This window comes from Bradyrhizobium sp. T-1 (assembly GCF_053592855.1).
Genome location: NZ_CM132115.1, coordinates 171,270 through 189,543 on the forward strand (window position 1 = coordinate 171,270; position 18,274 = coordinate 189,543).

19 protein-coding genes are annotated in these 18,274 nt (G+C 65.1%); 8 read left to right on the forward strand and 11 right to left on the reverse strand.

Translation table 11 applies throughout. The features are described 5' to 3' along the window. Positions 1 to 8: 8 nt before the first annotated feature. From ACWAT4_RS00795 to dnaK, 8 genes are all read right to left on the reverse strand, one after another. Positions 9 to 632, reverse strand: coding sequence for a 2,3-bisphosphoglycerate-dependent phosphoglycerate mutase (locus ACWAT4_RS00795; protein ID WP_212301932.1), 624 nt, complete (start codon positions 630 to 632; stop codon positions 9 to 11). Positions 633 to 651: 19 nt separating this feature from the next. Further along, the gene (gene dapB / locus ACWAT4_RS00800) at positions 652 to 1,470 is read right to left on the reverse strand and encodes a 4-hydroxy-tetrahydrodipicolinate reductase (protein WP_212301931.1); all 819 of its coding nucleotides are present in this window, start codon (positions 1,468 to 1,470) and stop codon (positions 652 to 654) included. A gap of 176 nt (positions 1,471 to 1,646) precedes the next feature. Continuing rightward, a complete protein-coding gene (locus ACWAT4_RS00805; RefSeq protein ID WP_212301930.1) occupies positions 1,647 to 1,958 on the reverse strand; it encodes a DUF1330 domain-containing protein in 312 nt (103 codons plus the stop codon). 22 nt (positions 1,959 to 1,980) lie between these two features. After that, the gene (gene pyrF, locus ACWAT4_RS00810) at positions 1,981 to 2,691 is read right to left on the reverse strand and encodes an orotidine-5'-phosphate decarboxylase (RefSeq protein ID WP_449729600.1); all 711 of its coding nucleotides are present in this window, start codon (positions 2,689 to 2,691) and stop codon (positions 1,981 to 1,983) included. 6 nt (positions 2,692 to 2,697) lie between these two features. Beyond that, the gene (locus tag ACWAT4_RS00815) at positions 2,698 to 3,276 is read right to left on the reverse strand and encodes an NADPH-dependent FMN reductase (RefSeq protein WP_449729601.1); all 579 of its coding nucleotides are present in this window, start codon (positions 3,274 to 3,276) and stop codon (positions 2,698 to 2,700) included. A 57-nt stretch (positions 3,277 to 3,333) separates the two neighbouring features. Continuing rightward, positions 3,334 to 3,933 carry a class I SAM-dependent methyltransferase gene (locus ACWAT4_RS00820; protein ID WP_212301927.1) on the reverse strand — a complete coding sequence of 200 codons (600 nt, stop codon included), beginning with the start codon at positions 3,931 to 3,933 and terminating at the stop codon, positions 3,334 to 3,336. Between the two features lie 93 nt (positions 3,934 to 4,026). Next, positions 4,027 to 5,160 carry a molecular chaperone DnaJ gene (gene dnaJ, locus ACWAT4_RS00825; RefSeq protein ID WP_212301926.1) on the reverse strand — a complete coding sequence of 378 codons (1,134 nt, stop codon included), beginning with the start codon at positions 5,158 to 5,160 and terminating at the stop codon, positions 4,027 to 4,029. A gap of 245 nt (positions 5,161 to 5,405) precedes the next feature. Further along, complete coding sequence (gene dnaK, locus ACWAT4_RS00830; RefSeq protein WP_212301925.1) at positions 5,406 to 7,307, reverse strand: molecular chaperone DnaK; 1,902 nt, start codon at positions 7,305 to 7,307, stop codon at positions 5,406 to 5,408. A gap of 397 nt (positions 7,308 to 7,704) precedes the next feature. Here dnaK and ACWAT4_RS00835 point away from each other — a divergent pair, with 397 nt between their 5' ends. Together ACWAT4_RS00835 and pncA are read left to right on the forward strand one after the other, a co-directional pair. Beyond that, positions 7,705 to 8,643 carry a hypothetical protein gene (locus ACWAT4_RS00835; RefSeq protein ID WP_212301924.1) on the forward strand — a complete coding sequence of 313 codons (939 nt, stop codon included), beginning with the start codon at positions 7,705 to 7,707 and terminating at the stop codon, positions 8,641 to 8,643. A 269-nt stretch (positions 8,644 to 8,912) separates the two neighbouring features. After that, positions 8,913 to 9,635 carry a bifunctional nicotinamidase/pyrazinamidase gene (gene pncA, locus ACWAT4_RS00840; RefSeq protein ID WP_212301923.1) on the forward strand — a complete coding sequence of 241 codons (723 nt, stop codon included), beginning with the start codon at positions 8,913 to 8,915 and terminating at the stop codon, positions 9,633 to 9,635. Between the two features lie 60 nt (positions 9,636 to 9,695). On the opposite strand, the gene grpE is transcribed toward pncA, so the two are convergent. Beyond that, positions 9,696 to 10,301 (reverse strand): nucleotide exchange factor GrpE, encoded by a 606-nt coding sequence (gene grpE, locus ACWAT4_RS00845; protein ID WP_212301922.1) that lies wholly within the window; start codon positions 10,299 to 10,301, stop codon positions 9,696 to 9,698. A gap of 99 nt (positions 10,302 to 10,400) precedes the next feature. Then, entirely contained in the window at positions 10,401 to 11,489 is a 1,089-nt protein-coding gene (hrcA, locus tag ACWAT4_RS00850; RefSeq protein WP_194465273.1) for a heat-inducible transcriptional repressor HrcA, read from the reverse strand. A gap of 181 nt (positions 11,490 to 11,670) precedes the next feature. On the opposite strand from hrcA, the gene rph reads away from it, so the two are divergent. Genes rph through hemW form a run of 3 tightly spaced genes read left to right on the forward strand, consistent with a single transcriptional unit; the run spans position 11,671 to position 14,232 of the window. Beyond that, positions 11,671 to 12,384, forward strand: a complete 714-nt coding sequence (rph, locus tag ACWAT4_RS00855) for a ribonuclease PH (RefSeq protein WP_212301921.1) — start codon at positions 11,671 to 11,673, stop codon at positions 12,382 to 12,384. An 11-nt stretch (positions 12,385 to 12,395) separates the two neighbouring features. Continuing rightward, positions 12,396 to 13,031, forward strand: coding sequence for an RdgB/HAM1 family non-canonical purine NTP pyrophosphatase (rdgB, locus tag ACWAT4_RS00860; RefSeq protein ID WP_212301920.1), 636 nt, complete (start codon positions 12,396 to 12,398; stop codon positions 13,029 to 13,031). A gap of 16 nt (positions 13,032 to 13,047) precedes the next feature. Beyond that, positions 13,048 to 14,232 carry a radical SAM family heme chaperone HemW gene (hemW, locus tag ACWAT4_RS00865; RefSeq protein ID WP_449731320.1) on the forward strand — a complete coding sequence of 395 codons (1,185 nt, stop codon included), beginning with the start codon at positions 13,048 to 13,050 and terminating at the stop codon, positions 14,230 to 14,232. A gap of 120 nt (positions 14,233 to 14,352) precedes the next feature. Here hemW and ACWAT4_RS00870 read toward each other — a convergent pair whose 3' ends face one another. Next, positions 14,353 to 15,585, reverse strand: coding sequence for a penicillin-binding protein activator (locus ACWAT4_RS00870; protein ID WP_212424188.1), 1,233 nt, complete (start codon positions 15,583 to 15,585; stop codon positions 14,353 to 14,355). A 349-nt stretch (positions 15,586 to 15,934) separates the two neighbouring features. Between ACWAT4_RS00870 and rsmI the strand changes: the two genes are divergently transcribed. The 3 genes from rsmI to gshB are packed head-to-tail and all read left to right on the forward strand — an operon-like array spanning position 15,935 to position 18,240. Next, complete coding sequence (gene rsmI, locus ACWAT4_RS00875; RefSeq protein ID WP_449729602.1) at positions 15,935 to 16,885, forward strand: 16S rRNA (cytidine(1402)-2'-O)-methyltransferase; 951 nt, start codon at positions 15,935 to 15,937, stop codon at positions 16,883 to 16,885. Then, positions 16,872 to 17,285: a YraN family protein gene (locus ACWAT4_RS00880; protein ID WP_212301916.1), complete on the forward strand. Its 414-nt coding sequence runs from the start codon at positions 16,872 to 16,874 to the stop codon at positions 17,283 to 17,285. The genes rsmI and ACWAT4_RS00880 overlap by 14 nt, the downstream gene beginning before the upstream one ends. A 10-nt stretch (positions 17,286 to 17,295) precedes the next feature. Beyond that, complete coding sequence (gene gshB / locus ACWAT4_RS00885; protein ID WP_212301915.1) at positions 17,296 to 18,240, forward strand: glutathione synthase; 945 nt, start codon at positions 17,296 to 17,298, stop codon at positions 18,238 to 18,240. Positions 18,241 to 18,274: the final 34 nt, after the last annotated feature.

Sequence of the window (18,274 nt, forward strand, 5' to 3'; positions counted from 1 at the left end):
GAAGAAAATCAGCCCGCCAGATCCAGCTTCGACGCCACCGTCGAATCCGCATTGAGGCGGTAGATGATCGGCACCCCCGTCGCGAGCTCGCGCTTCAAAATGCCTTCGGGCGAGAGCTTTTCCAGCACCATGATCAGCGCACGCAGCGAATTGCCGTGGGCGGCGACCAGCGTGCGCTTGCCGTTGAGCACGCCGGGCAGGATCTCCTGCACATAGTACGGCAATGCGCGTGCCAGCGTGTCCTTGAGGCTTTCGCCGCCGGGCGGCGGCACGTCGTAGGAGCGGCGCCAGACATGGACCTGCTCCTCGCCCCATTTCTTGCGCGCGTCATCCTTGTTGAGGCCGGAGAGGTCGCCATAATCGCGCTCGTTCAACGCGAGGTCCTTCGAGGTCGGCAGGCCCGTCTGACCAAGCTCGTCGAGAATGAGGTCGAGCGTGTGCTGCGCGCGTGTGAGCACCGAGGTGTAGGCAACGTCGAACACGAGGCCCTGGGCTTTCAGCTTGCGCCCGGCCTCCTTTGCTTCCTTGACGCCGAGCTCGGTGAGGTCCGGATCCTTCCAGCCGGTGAACAGGTTCTTCAGATTCCATTCGCTCTGGCCGTGGCGCACGAGCACAAGAAGACGTTCGCTCATCAACTGCTTTCCGTGTTGTCTAGATGTCGGATAGGCCGAGCACGTCGGCCATGGAGTAGTGCCCCGGCTTCTTGCCGTGCGCCCATAGCGCCGCCTTCAGCGCGCCGTGTGCGAACAGCATGCGGTCTTCGGCGAGATGCGACAGCGTCAACCGCTCGAACGGGCCGAGGAAGGTGACGCTGTGCTCGCCGGCGACGGTGCCGCCGCGCAAGGAGGCAAAGCCGATCGCGCCCGGCTTGCGCGCGCCGGTGATGCCGTCGCGACCGCGCTCCGAATGCTCGTCGTCCAGCGGGATGCCGCGACCAGCAGCTGCCGCCTGGCCCAGCATCAGCGCGGTGCCGGAGGGCGCGTCGACCTTCATGCGGTGATGGGATTCGACGATCTCGATGTCAAAGCTCTCGTCGAGCGCCTTGGCGACGCGCTTGACCACCGCGGCGAGCAGATTGACGCCCAGGCTCATATTGCCGGATTGCACGACGACGGCACGGTTGGTGACGCTCTTGATGACGGCGTTGTCCGAGGCCGAAAGCCCGGTGGTGCCGATGACATGGACGAGGCCGCGCTCGGCCGCGATCGCGACATTGGCGATGGTCGCCGCCGGCACCGTGAAATCGAGGATGCCGTCGGCGTCCTTCGACATCGCCCAGAGATCGGCGGACACCTTGATCCCGTTGGCCGGCAGGCCGGCGAGCACGCCGGCGTCCTTGCCGAGCAGCTCCGAGCCGGGCGCCTCCAGGGCGCCCGCCAGCACCGCGCCTTTGCTCTCGGCAATCGCCCGCACCAGCGCGCGGCCCATCCGGCCGCCGGCTCCGGCTACAATCAAGCGCATATCGGACATGGTATGATCCTCTCACGGCCGTTGTAGCGGCGGGATGCAGTTCCGGCAACCGAGAGGGGACACCTCCGTCATTCCGGGGCGATGCGCAGCATCGAACTATGGTGCGCAGTTGCGCACCTGAGAATCTCGAGATTCCGGGTCTGGTCCTTCGGACCATCCCGGAATGACATTGAGCCTCAGCCGTCCGACGGCTGCGGGCCGTCATAGCCCTCGATGATGATGAGGTCGGCGATCGAGTGCGGCTGGCGCACCTTGATGTTGGCCTGGTATTCCGGCGAGTTGTAGCAGGCGATCGCGGTCTGGTAGTCTGGGAATTCGATCACGACGTTGCGGGTGCGGCTGGCGCCCTCGACCGTGGTGAACTTGCCGGCGCGGACCACGAAGCGGCCACCCCATTTCTTGAAGATCGGACCGTTGGCGACGGCATAGGGCTTGTAGCCCTCGTCACTGCTCACGTCGACGCGCCCGATCCAGTAGCCCTTTGCCATTGTTCTTCTCCTTGTTTGTTCGTTAGCCGAGCGCCTGCGCGATCTCGGCCTGGATTGCGTCTGCCGTTGCCTTGGGGTCGGTGGCTTCCACCACCGGCCGACCGACGACGAGATAGTCCGCGCCTGCGGCAATTGCGCGACCTGGCGTCATGATGCGCTTCTGGTCGCCGGTTGCCGCACCCGCCGGGCGAATGCCGGGCGTGACGAGGTGCATCTGGTGGCCGACGATCTTGCGCAGGCTTGCCGCTTCCTCGGGCGAGGACACCAGCCCGTCGATCCCGAGCACCTGCGCCTGCTGCGCGCGCGCTTCGACGAGTTCGGAGACGCCGAGCCGGTAGCCTGCCGCATGCAGATCGTCCTCGTTGTACGAGGTCAGCACCGTGACGGCGAGGAGCTTCAGTTTCGAGCTGCCGCGACCTTCGACGGCGCCCTTCATGGTCTGCGGATACGCGTGCACGGTGAGGAACGTCGCGCCCAGCCTGGTGATGCTTTCGACGCCCTGCGCCACCGTGTTGCCGATGTCGTGCAGCTTGAGATCGAGAAAGACCTTCTTGCCGCTGTCGGCAAGCTTGGTGACGAGAGGCAATCCGCCGGCGTAAGCGAGCCGATAGCCGATCTTGTAGAAGGTGACGCTGTCGCCAAGCCTTGCGATCATCGCCTCCGCGGCATCGACGCTGGGTAAATCGAGCGCTACGATCAGGCGGTCCTTCGGGGCGATTTTGGCTGGCGTCATGTCACCTCACATCATGCGTTGAGAAATGTCGATCAATTGGCGCACCATCTCCTTCAGCCCGTCGCTGTCGGCCTGGGTCTTGAGCCTGTCCATATCGTCATAGGCCTGGTCGGCAAAGGCGAGCGTGAACTGGCTGGCGATCACGTTGGCGTGGCACGACGTCAGGATCAGCCGCAACGCCTGGAGCGCGCGCGCCGCGCCGAGCCGGCTCTGCGAAGCACCGGCGAGCGCAAAGGCGCGGTTGCGGAACACGTCGCCGCGTGTCTCGTGCGGATCCTGCACGCGGCTGACCCAGTCGATCGCGTTCTTCAGCAGCGGCGGCACCGAGGCGTTGTATTCGGGCGAGACGATCAGCACGCCATGATGCGCACCGATCATGCGCTTGAGATTGATGGCGTGCTTCGGGACGCCGGACTTGGCCTGGAGATCGCCGTCGTAGATCGGCAGCGGGAAATCGGCGAGCGAGATGCGGGTGACGTCAACGCCGGCCTGGGCGAATTCATAGCTGGCGACCGCCGCCAGCTTCACATTGTGCGAGCCGGTGCGCAGCGAGCCGGGAATGACCAGGATCTTCGGGGCTGACATCCTCTTCCATACGTTCGGCGAAACGATCCCGCCGCGCATAGAAGGAAGCCGGCGGAATTAGTCCTTGCGATACACCCAGACGCGGGCCGGCGGAAGGTTCATCCAGATCCGTTCCGAGGCTTCTGTGGACACGCCGGGCAGCGATTTCGGGATCGGCGGCACCACCGCATAGGTGAACTGGACGAAGGGCGCGCCGGGCGCGAGCGCCGTGAAGGCATCGCGGATCAGCCGCAGCCGCGTCAGCATCGGTTTTGTCACGAGCGGCAGGCCGGAGACGACGGCAGCAGCCGGAGCGCTCAGGACATTCCAGAGCGTGTCGCGGAGGCGATAGGCATCGCCCTGCACAACCTTGGCCTGCGGATAGCGGTCGCGCAAAAGCGCGCAGAAGCCTGGATTGTATTCGACGAGGACGAGGCGCTTCTGGTCGACGCCGCGCTCGACCAGCGCCGAGGTGATGGCCCCCGTGCCGGGCCCGAGCTCGACAACCGGAGCGTCCGAATCGATCTCGACGTAGTGGGCCATGGTCCGGGCCAGCAGCTTGCCCGACGGCATCACCGCGCCCATGTGGAGGGGCTTTTCGATCCACGATCTGAGAAAACGCACCTCGTCATCAAGACGGGGCTTCTTCAACGCACGCGCGGACGACGGCAATGGCATGTCTGGACCGGACGGGACGGGACCGCGTGACCGCGGCGTGTCAGAAAATGGTCATAAAGACGTATAGGCCGAAGGCGATACGGTCAAGCCGGGTCAGCTCGCCCGATTACCGAAGAAATCCTTGACCTTGGCGAAGAAACCCTCGGATTCCGGCTGGGTGTTGCCGGAGGAGAGTTTTTCGAACTCGGCCAGCAACTCCTGCTGCTTCTTGGTGAGGTTCTGCGGAGTCTCGACCACGACCTGGACATACATGTCGCCCATCTGGCGCGAGCGCAGCACCGGCATACCCTTTGATGCAATGCGGAACCGGCGGGCGGACTGGGTTCCGGCGGGGACCTTCACCTTGGCCTTGCCCTTGTCGATGGTCGGCACTTCGAACTCGCCGCCGAGCGCCGCGGTCACCATCGAGATCGGCACGCGGCAATGCAGGTCGGCACCGTCGCGCTGGAAGAACTGGTGCTGGGCCAGCGACAGGAAGATGTAGAGGTCGCCGGGCGGGCCGCCGCGCACCCCGGCCTCGCCTTCGCCGGCAAGCCGGATCCGGGTGCCGTCCTCGACGCCTTGCGGAATATTGACCGACAACGTGCGCTCTCGCGTGACGCGGCCCTGGCCCGAGCAGGACGGGCAGGCGTCCTCGATCATCTGGCCGCGGCCCTGGCAACCGGGACAGGTGCGCTCGAGGGTGAAGAAGCCCTGCGACTGTCGCACGCGGCCGGCGCCGCCGCAGTGGGAGCAGGTCTTCGGCTTGGTGCCGGCCTTCGCGCCGATGCCCGAGCAGGCCTCGCAGGTGACCGAGACGGGAATCTCGATCTGCGCGGTCTTGCCGCCAAAGGCCTCCTCGAGGGTGATTTCCATGTTGTAGCGCAGGTCGGCGCCACGCTCGCGGCCGCCGCGGCCGCGCTGCCCGGCCATGCCGAACAGGTCCTCGAAAATGTCGGAGAAGGAAGAGGCGAAGCCCGCGCCGAAACCGGCGCCGCCGCCGGGACCGCCCTGCTCGAAGGCGGCATGGCCGAAGCGGTCATAGGCCGCGCGTTTGTCCTTGTCTTTCAGGACCTCGTAGGCCTCGTTGATTTCCTTGAACTTGACCTCGCTGCTGTCGTCCCCGGGATTGCGGTCAGGATGGAATTTCATCGCCAGCTTGCGGAACGACGATTTCAGCTTGCCCTCGTCGGCCGTGCGTTCGACTTCGAGGGTTTCGTAGTAGCAGCGCTTGGTGGACGTGGACATGTCTGACTCGGTCTATCCGATCGCGATTCAAGTCGGAGCGAAACAACGTCGCCACGCGACGATATAGGCAGCCTTCCGCGTCACGGCAGAGGGCTGCATGGCAGCGTTGAGCATAACGGCTGGGAATTGATTGATCGTAACGGGCGCGCCGCCCATCGAGCCCGACACGAAAGCCTCCCCCCGGAAGGGGGAGGCTGTAGAAGCGTGTGGGGTCCAAGCCGTCCGCATCATGACCCTCTTGGGGCTTATGCGGACTTCTTGTTGTTCTTGTCGTCGTCGACTTCGGTGAATTCCGCATCGACGACGTCGTCCTTCGCAGCGTCCTTGGCCGCATCGGCCTCGGCCTGCTGCTTGTACATGGCTTCGCCGAGCTTCATCGAGGCCTGGGCCAGCGTGTTGGTCTTGGCCTTGATCGCCTCGGCATCGGTGCCCTTCAGCGCTTCCTTGAGGTCGCTGACGGCGTCCTCGATGGCGCGGCGCTCGGTCTCGGCGACCTTCGAACCGTGCTCGGCCAGCGCCTTCTCGGTGGAGTGCACCAGCGCGTCGGCATGGTTCTTGGCATCGACCGCCTCGCGGCGCTGCTTGTCGGCCGCGGCATTGGCCTCGGCGTCCTTGACCATCTTGTCGATGTCGGCTTCCGACAGACCGCCGGAGGCCTGGATTCGGATCTGCTGCTCCTTCGCAGTCGCCTTGTCCTTGGCCGAGACGTTGACGATGCCGTTGGCGTCGATGTCGAAGGTCACCTCGATCTGCGGCATGCCGCGCGGAGCCGGCGGAATGCCCATCAGGTCGAACTGGCCGAGCATCTTGTTGTCGGCCGCCATTTCACGCTCGCCCTGGAAGACGCGGATGGTGACCGCGTTCTGATTGTCCTCGGCGGTCGAGAACACCTGGCTCTTCTTGGTCGGGATCGTGGTGTTGCGGTCGATGATGCGGGTGAACACGCCGCCCAGCGTCTCGATGCCCAGCGACAGCGGGGTCACGTCGAGCAGCAGCACGTCCTTGACGTCGCCCTGGAGCACGCCGGCCTGGATCGCGGCACCGATCGCCACGACTTCGTCCGGATTGACGCCCTTGTGCGGCTCCTTGCCGAACAGCTGCTTCACGACTTCCTGGACCTTCGGCATGCGCGACATGCCGCCGACCAGAACGACTTCACCGATCTCACCGGCGGTGACGCCGGCATCCTTCAGCGCCTTGCGGCAGGGCTCGACCGTTTTCTGCACGAGGTCGTCGACCAGCGCCTCGAACTTGGCGCGGGTGAGCTTCATCGTCAGATGCTTCGGGCCGGTCTGGTCCGCGGTGATGAAGGGCAGGTTGATCTCGGTCTGCGTCGTCGACGACAGCTCGATCTTGGCCTTTTCAGCGGCTTCCTTCAGGCGCTGCAACGCGAGCTTGTCGTTGCGCAGGTTGATGCCCTGCTCCTTCTGGAATTCATCGGCGAGATAGCCGACGAGGCGCATGTCGAAATCTTCGCCGCCGAGGAAGGTGTCGCCGTTGGTCGACTTCACCTCGAACACGCCGTCGCCGATTTCGAGAATGGAAATATCGAACGTGCCGCCGCCGAGATCGTACACGGCGATCGTGCCGGTCTTGGTCTTGTCCAGACCATAGGCGAGCGCCGCCGCAGTCGGCTCGTTGATGATGCGCAGCACTTCGAGGCCCGCGATCTTGCCGGCGTCCTTGGTGGCCTGGCGCTGGGCGTCGTTGAAGTAGGCGGGAACGGTGATGACCGCCTGGTCGACCTTCTGGCCGAGATGGGCTTCCGCGGTCTCCTTCATCTTCTGCAGGATGAAAGCGGAGACCTGCGAGGGCGAATAGGTCTGGCCGTCGGCCTCGACCCAGGCGTCGCCGTTGGAAGCCTTCACGATCTTGTACGGAACGAGCTTCTTGTCCTTCTCGACCATCGGGTCGTCGTAGCGGCGGCCGATGAGGCGCTTCACTGCGAAGAACGTACGCTCTGGATTGGTCACGGCCTGGCGCTTGGCGGGCTGGCCGACGAGGCGCTCACCGTCGTCCGTCACGGCGACGATCGAAGGCGTCGTGCGCATGCCTTCGGAATTCTCGATAACTTTGGCGTTCTTGCCATCCATCACGGCGACGCACGAATTCGTGGTGCCGAGGTCGATCCCAATGACCTTTCCCATGGTCCTGATATCCTTCTTTTTGCGGCAGGTTGGCTGGGCCCAGAAGGCACCCGAACCGAAACCCCCTAAGATCAAACATCCGCGATATTGCGATGATTGAGGCTCATATAGGAGGGGGGGAGGGGGCCGCAAGGACCGAACGCAAGTTTCGGCCGTGAAAACATTGGGTTTTGGAAGATCCTATCCGGGCTTCACCGTACTTGCGGGTGAGGATTTATTAACAGGTTCGGCTATCTGCCCGTCCGACCAACGTGATCCGGCCCACCCTGTTGCCGGCGCGGCAAACCCGTTAAAAGGCTGACCGGCCGGACAGCCTCGTCAAGGGGCTGCTTCGCGCGACAAAGCGGCCCGGTGGACGACCATCGAACGGCCTCAATGTGAACCAAACAGAGTGCCCATGAAGCTGACCCGCCCCCTCGCCGCGCTCGCTCTTCTCGTTGTCTCCGCCTTTCCGGCGCTTGCGGCCGACGCCGTCTACCCGCCCGGCCTGCGCCTCGGCATGGTGCCGCTGGTCGGCCTCAGCAAGGCCAAGACCTTCCCGGGCTTCGAGAACGAGGACGGCAGCGTCAAGGTGCTGATCACCGAGCTGCCGCCGGCGGCCTATAACGAGGTCGTCAGTGCCTTCAACACCAATCCAGCCGGCGCCAACGGCATCAAGCCGGACAAGATCGAGACACCCGCGGGCCTTGCCTATTTTACCACCGAAAGCGGCAAAGCCGGCGACGCGCCGGTGAAGCGCTATTCGATGATCGTGCCGGGCACCGGCTTCTCCGGCTATGTCGCGGTGCAGGTCCCCGAGAACGCCTCGAAGATCTACACCGACGAGGCGGTGCGGCAGATGTTTGCGACCGCCACCATCCGCAAGGAGGTGTCGGCGGACGAGCAGATCGGGCTGTTGCCGTTCAAGATCACCGATCTGGCTGGCTTCAAGGACGTCCGTACGCTGGTGCCGGGCGCGAGCATCATCCTGGCCGACGGCAACGAGAGCTCGGGCTACGAATCGAAGCCGTTCATGATCCTCGGCCTGATCGGCGCGACCCCGCAGCAGACCGACGACCGCGCCCGCTTCGCCCAGGAAGCTGCGATGCAAATCCCCGGCGTGCGCGAGTCCCGCGTCACCATGTCCGAGCCGATCCGTATCAACGGCCAGCCGGGCTTTGAGACCCGGATCGACGGCATCAGCGGCAAGGACAAGACCGCGGTGACGGTGGTGCAGTGGATCCGCTTCGGCGGCGGCACCTCGCTGCGCATCATCGCCAGCGCGCCACGCGACCAATGGTCGGACGCCTTCACCCGTTTCCGCGCCGTGCGCGACGGCATCCAGCCGAAGGGCTAAGGCGCGCTCGTCCAGCAAACTCGGTGTTGTCCCGGCGAAGGCCGGGACCCATAATCACAGGGAGTGGTTGCAGGACGAACTGGTAACTCCGAAGCCTCGCAAAACCATTGCTGCGGCGTATGGGTCCCGGCCTTCGCCGGACGACGAGAAATTGGCAGCCCAACCTCTCACCAAACCCGGCTGCATTTTCAGGCTTTCGTTCGTACACGAACGGAACTAGGCTTCCCTCCATTGGATCAACTTGAGACTATCCTGGAGGGAGGCGGACAATGCTCGATCGACGACAAATCTTGGCGGCCCTGGGGACCACGGCGCTCGCGAGCTTCGCTCCATCGGCGCTTTTCGCAGCGGCTTCGATCAAACCGGACGACACATCCGCATTGCTCGTGATCGACGTGCAGAACTGCTTTCTGCCGGGCGGCAGCCTCGCGGTGAAGGAAGGCGAGCAGGTCGTGCCCGTGATCAACAAGATGGCGAAGGCGTTCTCGAACGTGGTGATGACGCAGGACTGGCACACGCCCGGCCACGTCTCGTTCGCGTCAGTGCACTCAGGCAAGAAGCCGTTTGAAACGATCGACCTGCCTTACGGCAAGCAGGTGCTGTGGCCCGACCATTGCGTGCAGGGCACCGACGGCGCCTCGCTCTCGAAGGACCTTTCGATCCCGCAGGCCGAGCTCATCATCCGCAAGGGTTTTCACAAGGACGTCGACAGCTATTCGGCGTTTCTCGAAGCCGACGGCAAGACGTCGACGGGACTTGCCGGCTATCTCAAAGGACGCAAGATCAAGCGCGTCTTCGTTGCGGGTCTCGCCACCGACTTCTGCGTCGCCTGGACCGCGCTCGATGCCCGCAAGGCGGGCTTTGAGGTCTATGTCGTGGAAGACGCCTGCCGCGGCATCGACAATCAGGGCTCGCTCGCAAAGGCCTGGGCCGACATGGCCAAGGCCGGCGTGAAGCGGATTCAGTCTGCGGATATCGCGGTCAGCGCGTAAGACTCTTGCGCAGTCATTCCGGGGCGGCTCGCAGAGCCGAACCCGGAATGACGCCAAAGCTCAGTTCGCTTCGTTGTTGTTGGCCGCGGGCGCGGGCTTTGCACCGCCCTTGGCGACACCGACCAGCGCCGGGCGCAGCACGCGCTCGCCGATGGTGTAGCCGGCCTGCATGACCTGCACGACGGTGCCTGCAGGCACCGACGCATCGGGCACTTCGTACATCGCCTGCTGGAAGTTCGGGTCGAACTTCTGGCCCTGCGGATCGAACTTCTTCACGCCGTGCTTTTCCAGCGCGTTGAGCAGCGAGCGCTCGGTGAGCTCGACGCCCTCGATCAGAGCAGTCAGGCCGGGATCGGCGGCGGCACGAGCGTCGGCCGGAACGGCATCGAGCGCGCGCTGAAGATTGTCGGCGATGTCGAGCACGTCGCGGGCAAAGCCGGTGACGCCGTAGAGCTTGGAGTCAGCGACTTCCTTCGCGGTGCGCTTGCGCAAGTTCTCCATCTCGGCCAGCGTCCGCAGCATGCGGTCGCGCGCTTCGGCGGCTTCCTTCTGCAGCAGCTCGACCGAGCCGGGCTCGGGATCGTCGGGCATGATGTAGGGTTTCGACACCACGGGCTCGCCGGTCGGCGCGGCCGTGTCTTCGGGTTGCCGGGTTGGATCGGTCATCGGCTGCTTCTCAAACTCGTCTCAAGGGGAGGTTTTCTGGCCCGGATATCGTGCTTCGGGCGCTGAAAATCAAGCGCCCGTGATCGGCTCAAATGCCGGTCAGCCCCCCAACAGGCGGCTGACGATGCGGGCGGCGTAGTCCACGGTCGGGATCACACGGGCATAATTCAGCCGTGTCGGCCCGATTACACCCAAGACGCCGACGATACGGCCGGCGGCATCCCGATAGGGCGAGATGATGGTGGAGGAGCCCGACAGCGAAAACAGCTTGTTCTCGCTGCCGATGAAGATCCGCACGCCTTCGGCAGTTTCGGCGCGCCCCAGCAGGTCGATCACGCCACGTTTCGTCTCGAGATCGTCGAACAGCAGGCGAACGCGCTCCAAATCCTCCAGCGCGTGCAGATCTTCCAGCAGATTGGCGTGGCCGCGAACGATGAGCTGACGGTCCTCGTTCTCGCCGCCGGACCAGCTCGCAATCCCGGCCGAGATGACCTTTTGCGCCAGTTGGTCGAGCTCGGCGCGGGCCTCGCCGAGCGCGGTTTCCAGCTCGAGCCGCGCCTCGGCGAGCGTCCGGCCGCGAATCCGCGCATTGAGGAAATTGCCGGCTTCCGTAATGGCGGACGAGGGAACTCCCGGCGGCAGCGTCAGCACGCGGTTTTCGACCTGGCCATCCTCGCCGACCAGGATGACCAGCGCCTTCTCGGGTTCCAACCGGACGAATTCGATGTGCTTCAGCCGCGCATTGGACTTTGGCGTCAGCACCACGGCGGCGGCGCGGGTCAGGCCCGACAGCCGCGTCAGCGCCTGGTCCAGCGCCGCCTCGACCGATTGCGCATGGCCGACGGTGGCGAGCTGGCTCTGGATCGACTGCCGCTCGGCCTCGTTGAGGTCGCCGACCTGCATCAGGGCGTCGACGAAGAAACGCAGGCCAAGTTCCGTCGGAAGCCGGCCGGCTGAGGTATGGGGGGCATAGATCAGGCCGAGCTGTTCCAGATCGGCCATGACATTGCGGACCGAAGCCGGGGACAGCGGCATCGCGATCAGGCGCGAGATGTTGCGCGAGCCGACCGGCTCGCCGGTCGCCAGATAGCTTTCGACAATTTGACGAAAGATGTCGCGGGAACGCTCGTTGAGCTGGGCGAGGCCTGCGCGCGGCGCGATCAGATGGATCGGATCGTGATGGGCCACAGACGGTAACTCCTCTCAGATGCTCATAATTTGTCCATCCGGGACGGTTCTGACAAGCGTGGCGTTTGCGGGGTGGAAAACCGGGGCTGAAAGCGGCCTTGATGTTCCCCCTTGCCGCTCACCCTCACCCCACCTACAAGCACCGCGAACAGCCCTTTTCCGTGAGTTTTGGAGGATTCCCATGCGGCCAAGCCGCCGTGCGCCCGACGAATTGCGCCCCGTGACGCTTGAGCGTGGCGTGGTCAAATATGCGGAAGGCTCCTGCCTCGTGAAATTCGGCGACACCCATGTGCTGGTCACCGCCACGCTGGAAGAACGCCTGCCGCCCTGGCTCAAGGGCCAGGGCCGCGGCTGGGTCACTGCCGAATACGGCATGCTGCCGCGTGCGACCTCGGAACGCACCCGCCGCGAAGCTGCGGCCGGCAAGCAAAGCGGCCGCACCGTCGAAATCCAGCGCCTGATCGGCCGCTCACTTCGCACCATCGTCGATCTCGAAGCGCTCGGTGAGCGTCAGATCACGGTCGATTGCGACGTCCTCCAGGCCGACGGCGGCACCCGCACCGCCTCGATCACCGGCGCCTGGGTCGCGCTCGCCGATTGCATCGCCTGGATGAAGGCGCGCAACATGATCAAGGCCAACGTGATGCGCGACAACGTCGCCGCGATCTCCTGCGGCATCTATCAGGGCAAGCCGGTGCTGGATCTCGACTATGCCGAGGATTCGGAAGCCGAGACCGACGCCAATTTCGTCATGACCGGCGACGGTCGCATCGTCGAGGTGCAGGGCACCGCGGAGCGCGAGCCGTTCACACAGGACGAGTTCCTGGCGCTGATGGCACTGGCGCAGAAAGGCATCGCGCGGCTCGTGGACTTGCAGAAACTGGCTGTCGCGTAGTCAATAGGCCCATGCACCGCCGAATCACCGGAAAGCTCGTCATCGCCACCCACAATCCCGGCAAGCTCGCCGAGATGAAGGAGCTGCTCGCGCCTCACGGCATCGAGGTGGTGTCGGCCGGTGAGCTCGGCTTGGGCGAGCCGGACGAGACCGGCAACGATTTCCGCAGCAATGCCGCGATCAAGGCGATCGCGGCGGCGCAGGCAACCGGCCTTCCGTCCTTCGCCGATGATTCCGGTATCGTGGTCGATGCGCTCGACGGCGCGCCCGGCATCTACAGCGCGCGCTGGGCCGGCCCCTCCAAGGATTTCGCTGCGGCGATGGCGCAGATCGAGCGCCTGCTGCAGGAGCGTGGTGCCACCACGCCGGATCGCCGAAAAGCGCATTTCGTCTCCGCGCTCTGCGTCGCCTGGCCCGATCATCATCTCGAAGAGGTCGAGGCGCGTGTCGACGGCACACTGGTCTGGCCGCCGCGCGGCACCGCCGGCTTCGGTTACGATCCGATGTTTTTGCCCGACGCTCACAAGCGCACTTTCGGCGAGATGGAAAGCATCGAGAAGCACGGCCTGCCGCCGCTTGGCCTTGGCCTGTCGCATCGCGCCCGCGCATTCGTGAAACTGGCGGAGATCTGCCTTGAGCCGCGCTAAAGCGTTTTCAAGCGAAGTGGACACCGGTTCGCGCCAGGAAAACGCGTCAAAACAAGAGTCTGCAGCCTTTGGCGTCTACGTGCACTGGCCGTTCTGCCTGTCGAAGTGCCCCTATTGCGACTTCAACAGCCATGTCCGCCACGCCGCGATCGACGAGGCGCGCTTTGCCTCCGCCTTCGCGCGCGAGATCGAAACGACCGCGCAGCGCTCGCCCGGCCGCGAGGTCACGTCGATCTTTCTCGGCGGCGGCACGCCATCGCTGATGCAGCCTGCAACCGTCGGCGCCGTGCTCGACGCGATCGGCAAGCACTGGACTGTCGCAGGCGATGTCGAGGTGACGCTGGAGGCAAACCCGACCAGCGTCGAAGCCACGCGCTTTGCCGGCTATCGCGCCGCCGGCGTCAACCGCGTCTCGCTTGGCGTGCAGGCGCTGGACGATGCCTCGCTGAAAGCCTTGGGCCGCATGCATAGCGCGCGCGAGGCGCTCGATGCGGTTGCCATCGCGCGCCGCTCGTTCGACCGTTATTCGTTCGACCTGATCTACGCCCGCCCCGACCAGACACCGGCGATGTGGGCCGATGAGCTGCGTCTCGCCATCGATGAAGCCGCCGAGCATCTGTCGCTCTATCAGCTGACCATCGAGGAAGGCACGCCGTTCTTCGGCCTGCACCAGGCCGGCAAACTGAAAACGCCGGACGAAGCGGTCGCGCGTGCGCTCTACGACGTGACGCAGGAGACCTGCGACAAGCTTGGCTTGCCCGCCTACGAGATTTCCAACCACGCGCGTCGCGGCGCCGAGTGCCGGCACAATCTGGTGTACTGGCGCGGCGACGAATATGCCGGCATCGGCCCCGGCGCGCATGGCCGCCTCGACATCGACGGCGTGCGTCATGCCACCGCCACCGAAAAGCGTCCGGAAGCCTGGCTGCTGCGGGTCGAGACGAATGGTGACGGCATCGTCACCGACGATCTCCTCAACAGCGAAGAACGCGCCGACGAATTTTTGCTGATGGGATTGCGCTTGGCCGAAGGCATCGACCCCGCGCGCTACATGGCGCTCGCCGGCCGCCCGCTCGACCCCGGCCGCATCGCGCTGCTGCGTGAGGAAGGCGCGATCACGGTCGATGCAACGGGCCGCTTGCGCGTGACCAGCAGCGGATTCCCGGTGTTGGATGCGGTGGTCGCGGATCTCGCGGCGTAACGAGATCTCGTAGGGTGGGTTAGCCGAGGGCGTAACCCACCTTGCTTCCACATGCGCGGAACGAAGTGGTGGGTTGCGCTTCGCTAACCCACCCTGCGACTACGGCACCGTTGTCCTGAACTACGCCCCAAAGCTCTTCGGCGAGCCCGCAACGGCAACACCACCGCCGGTCGTCACCTTCATCACCGCGAGCCCACGTTCATTGGTGCCATCGGCGCGGAAGCGGAACAGGCCGTCGATGCCGGCGAAGCCGGAAGGGTTGGTGAGCACGTCGGACGAGAAGCGCGTGGTGCCCTGCGTGCGCGCGAGCGCGGCGACGAGCGCCACCGCGTCATAAGCCAGCGTCGCGGTCCGGATCGGATCGGCGCCATATTTGGTGCGGTAGCGGCCGGAGAACGCGCGGAAGCCGGCGGGATCCGGCGCGGCATAGAGACCGCCTTGCAAGGCGGGACTGGCATAGACGCGCGGATTGTCCCACAGGCCGGTGCCAAGCAGCTGGATGTTGCGCAAATTCGCGCCCGCGGCGGTCATCGCATCGGCCACCGCGACGACGGCGTCGCCGTCATCGGCAATGAACAGCGCATCCGCGCTGCCGAGCTGCTGCGCCACGCTGCGCGCCGGCGTGGCGCGATCGGCACCGTATTTCTCGAACGCGACGATGCGGCCGCCGCGCCGCGGCACGGCCGCCTTCACCGCGGCTTCGACGACATTGCCATAGGCATTGTCGGGCACGAGCACCGCGTCGGAGCGTTTTCCGATGCTGGCCGAATATTCGATGATGCGATTGACGTCGGACTCCGGCAGGAAGCTCAACAGATAGACCCCGCGGCCCGCGATGCTCGAATCGGTCGAGAACGCCATCACCGGGATGCCGCGCGTGCGCGCGACCTGGGCCACGGCCGGCACCGATTGCGCAAACAGCGGCCCCAAAATGATCTCGGCGCCTTCGTCGATCGCCTGCTGCGCGCCGGCTTGCGCGCCCTGCGGGCTGCCATTGTCGTCCTTGATCAAGAGCTGGATGTTCGGATTCTGGAACTCGGCCAGTGCCATCTCGGCAGCGTTGCGCATGGATTGCGCGGCCAGGCCGGCATTGCCCGCGGCCGAGAGCGGCAGGATCACGCCAACCTTCACGCCACCGGTGCCGGCGGTGGTCGCCTGCTGCGGCGGACCGGCCGGCTGAGCCGGAGGCGAGGAGCTGGAGAACGGGCTGGAAAACTGGCTGAGGCTCTGCTGCACGCCGGCGCAGGCCGAGAGCAGGGGCGTGCCGATCAGCAGGCCAAGCGCGCTCCGCCGGGTCGCTCCCGACAAACGGGGCCCCGGAACGGAAGACTTCGGATCGCGCGGGCCCAGCATGGCAGCTTCTCTTCTGACCGGTCGCGAGCGGCCAGTCACAACATTCATTGCCGCGACAGAAGCCGCGGATTCGGGCATATTGTCGGCAAATAGTTAACCAAAACAAAAGGATAATGACCGCCTAATGCGGCTGCCCTTATGCTCTGGCTGGCTGTTCGCCCTCCGTCATCCAACATCAAAGCGGGGTTTCCGCCGCGAATATGGCGCTGACACTTCGTCCTTTAGCGAATGTGATGCCGCATGGATCACATTCCAGTTCTTCCTCACCCCAGTTTCGTATCCTGCCGGCACGATCTTTTTCGAAGGACTGGTTCCCAGCCCCGGAGATCATGCCTAAGTTCGATTCATTATGCGCGCAAAGCCGGCCCCGATAAATACGACTGAAGCTACGGATGCCGCCCCCCGCGGTTTCTCCATCGACGCCCACCGGCTCACGGCGCCGAAGCCGGCGGCCGGCCTCTATCTGGTCGCCACCCCCATCGGCAATCTCGGCGACATCACGCTGCGCGCGCTGCAAACGCTGGCCGGGGTCGACGTGATCGCCTGCGAGGACACCAGGATCACGCGGCGCCTGACCGAGCGCTACGCCATTACCGCACAGCTCAAGCAGTATCATGAGCACAATGCCGAGGCCGCGCGGCCGAAGATCCTGGAGGCGCTTGCGGCCGGCGGCTCGGTCGCGCTGGTGTCGGATGCCGGCACGCCGCTGATCTCCGATCCCGGTTACAAGCTGGTGCGCGAGGTCTGCGCGGCCGGCCATGCGGTCTATGCGCTGCCGGGGCCATCCTCGGTGCTGGCAGCACTCTCGGTCGCGGCCCTGCCGACCGACCGCTTCTTCTTCGAGGGCTTCCTGCCGGCGAAATCCGCCGCGCGGCGGTCGCGCCTCACTGAACTTGCCCGCATCGATGCGACGCTGGTGATGTTCGAATCCGGCAACCGCATCCAGAATACGCTTGCCGATCTCGCGGAGATCATGGGCACGCGCGACGCCGCGATTTGCCGCGAGCTGACCAAACTGCACGAGGAGATTTCCCGCGCAACGCTGGACGAACTGGCACGCGAAGCAGAAGCACTGGAAACGCGCGGCGAATTCGTGCTGGTGATCGCTCCGCCGGCGGCGGATGCCGACGTGCTGACATCGGATGCGCTCGACGATCTCTTGCGCGAGCAGCTCGCCACGCACAGCGTCAAGGACGCCGTCGCGCACGCGGTCGGGCTCTCGGGGCGGCCCCGACGCGAGGTCTATGCCCGCGCGCTCGAGCTCGCAAAAGATCTGCGGGGCGGCGATGGCGAAGACTGAGGATGCTCCGGGATCCAAACCGGAACCGAAGATCGCCTCGCCCGAGCGTATCGCCGCGTTCCGCACCGGCATCTCGGCCGAGAGCCGCGCCGCTGCTTATCTCATGGCCAAGGGCTACCGCATCCTGGCCAAACGCTACCGCACCCCACATGGCGAGATCGACCTCGTGGCGCGCCGCCGCAACCTGATCGCCTTCGTCGAGGTCAAGGCGCGCGCCAGCCTCGATGACGCCGCCTATGCAGTGACGCCGCGCCAGCAGCAGCGCATCATCGACGCCGCCCAGGGCTGGCTCGTAGCGCATCCCGAGCATGCGGAATTCGAACTGCGATTCGACGCCATGCTGATTGCGCCGCGCTCGCTTCCGCGCCATGTGTTGGCGGCATTCGACGCCTCGACCTGAAAGGCAGACCATGAAACTGAACGTCGCCGTCCAGATGGACCCCATCGCCCGCATCAACATCAAGGGCGATTCCACCTTTGCGCTGCTTCTGGAGGCGCAGAAGCGCGGCCACAGCCTGTCCTATTATACGCCCGACAGGCTCTCGATGGTCGGCGAGGAGATCGTTGCGCCCGTGCAGCTTCTGACCGTGCGCGACGAGGCCGGGGATCACTTCACCCTCGGCGAGCCCAAGCGCGAGGCGCTGAACGGCTTTGACGTGGTGCTGCTGCGCCAGGACCCGCCGTTCGATCTCGCCTACATCACCTCGACGCATCTGCTCGAGCGCATTCACCCGAAGACGCTCGTCGTCAACGATCCCGCGTCGGTGCGCAATGCACCGGAAAAGCTGTTCGTGATGAACTTTCCGCAGCTGATGCCGCCGACCCTGATCTCGCGCGATCTCGATGAGATCAACGCGTTCCGCGACAAGTACGGTGCCGTGGTGATGAAGCCGCTGCACGGCCATGGCGGCGCCGCAGTGTTCCGCGTGATGCCGCAGGACATGAATTTCGGCTCGCTGTACGACATGTTCTCGGTCACTTTCAAGGAAGCCTGGGTGATCCAGCAATTCATCCCCGAGGTGAAGCACGGCGACAAGCGCATCATCCTGGTGAACGGCGAGTTCGCAGGCGCCGTGAACCGCGTGCCTGCCGCCGACGACCTCCGCTCCAACATGGTGCGCGGCGGCGCCGCGCAGGAGACCGAGCTCACGCCACGCGAGCGCGAGATCTGCGCAACCGTCGGCCCCGCGCTGCGTGAGCGCGGCCTGTTGTTCGTCGGCATCGACGTCATCAACGGCAACCTCACCGAGATCAACGTCACATCGCCGACCGGCATCCGCGCCATCGCGCGGCTCGGCGGTCCCGATGTTGCGGCAAAGGTCTGGGATGTCATCGAGCAGAAGCGGGTGAAGTAACCGCCGCCTCGTGGCCCGGATGGAGCGCAGCGAA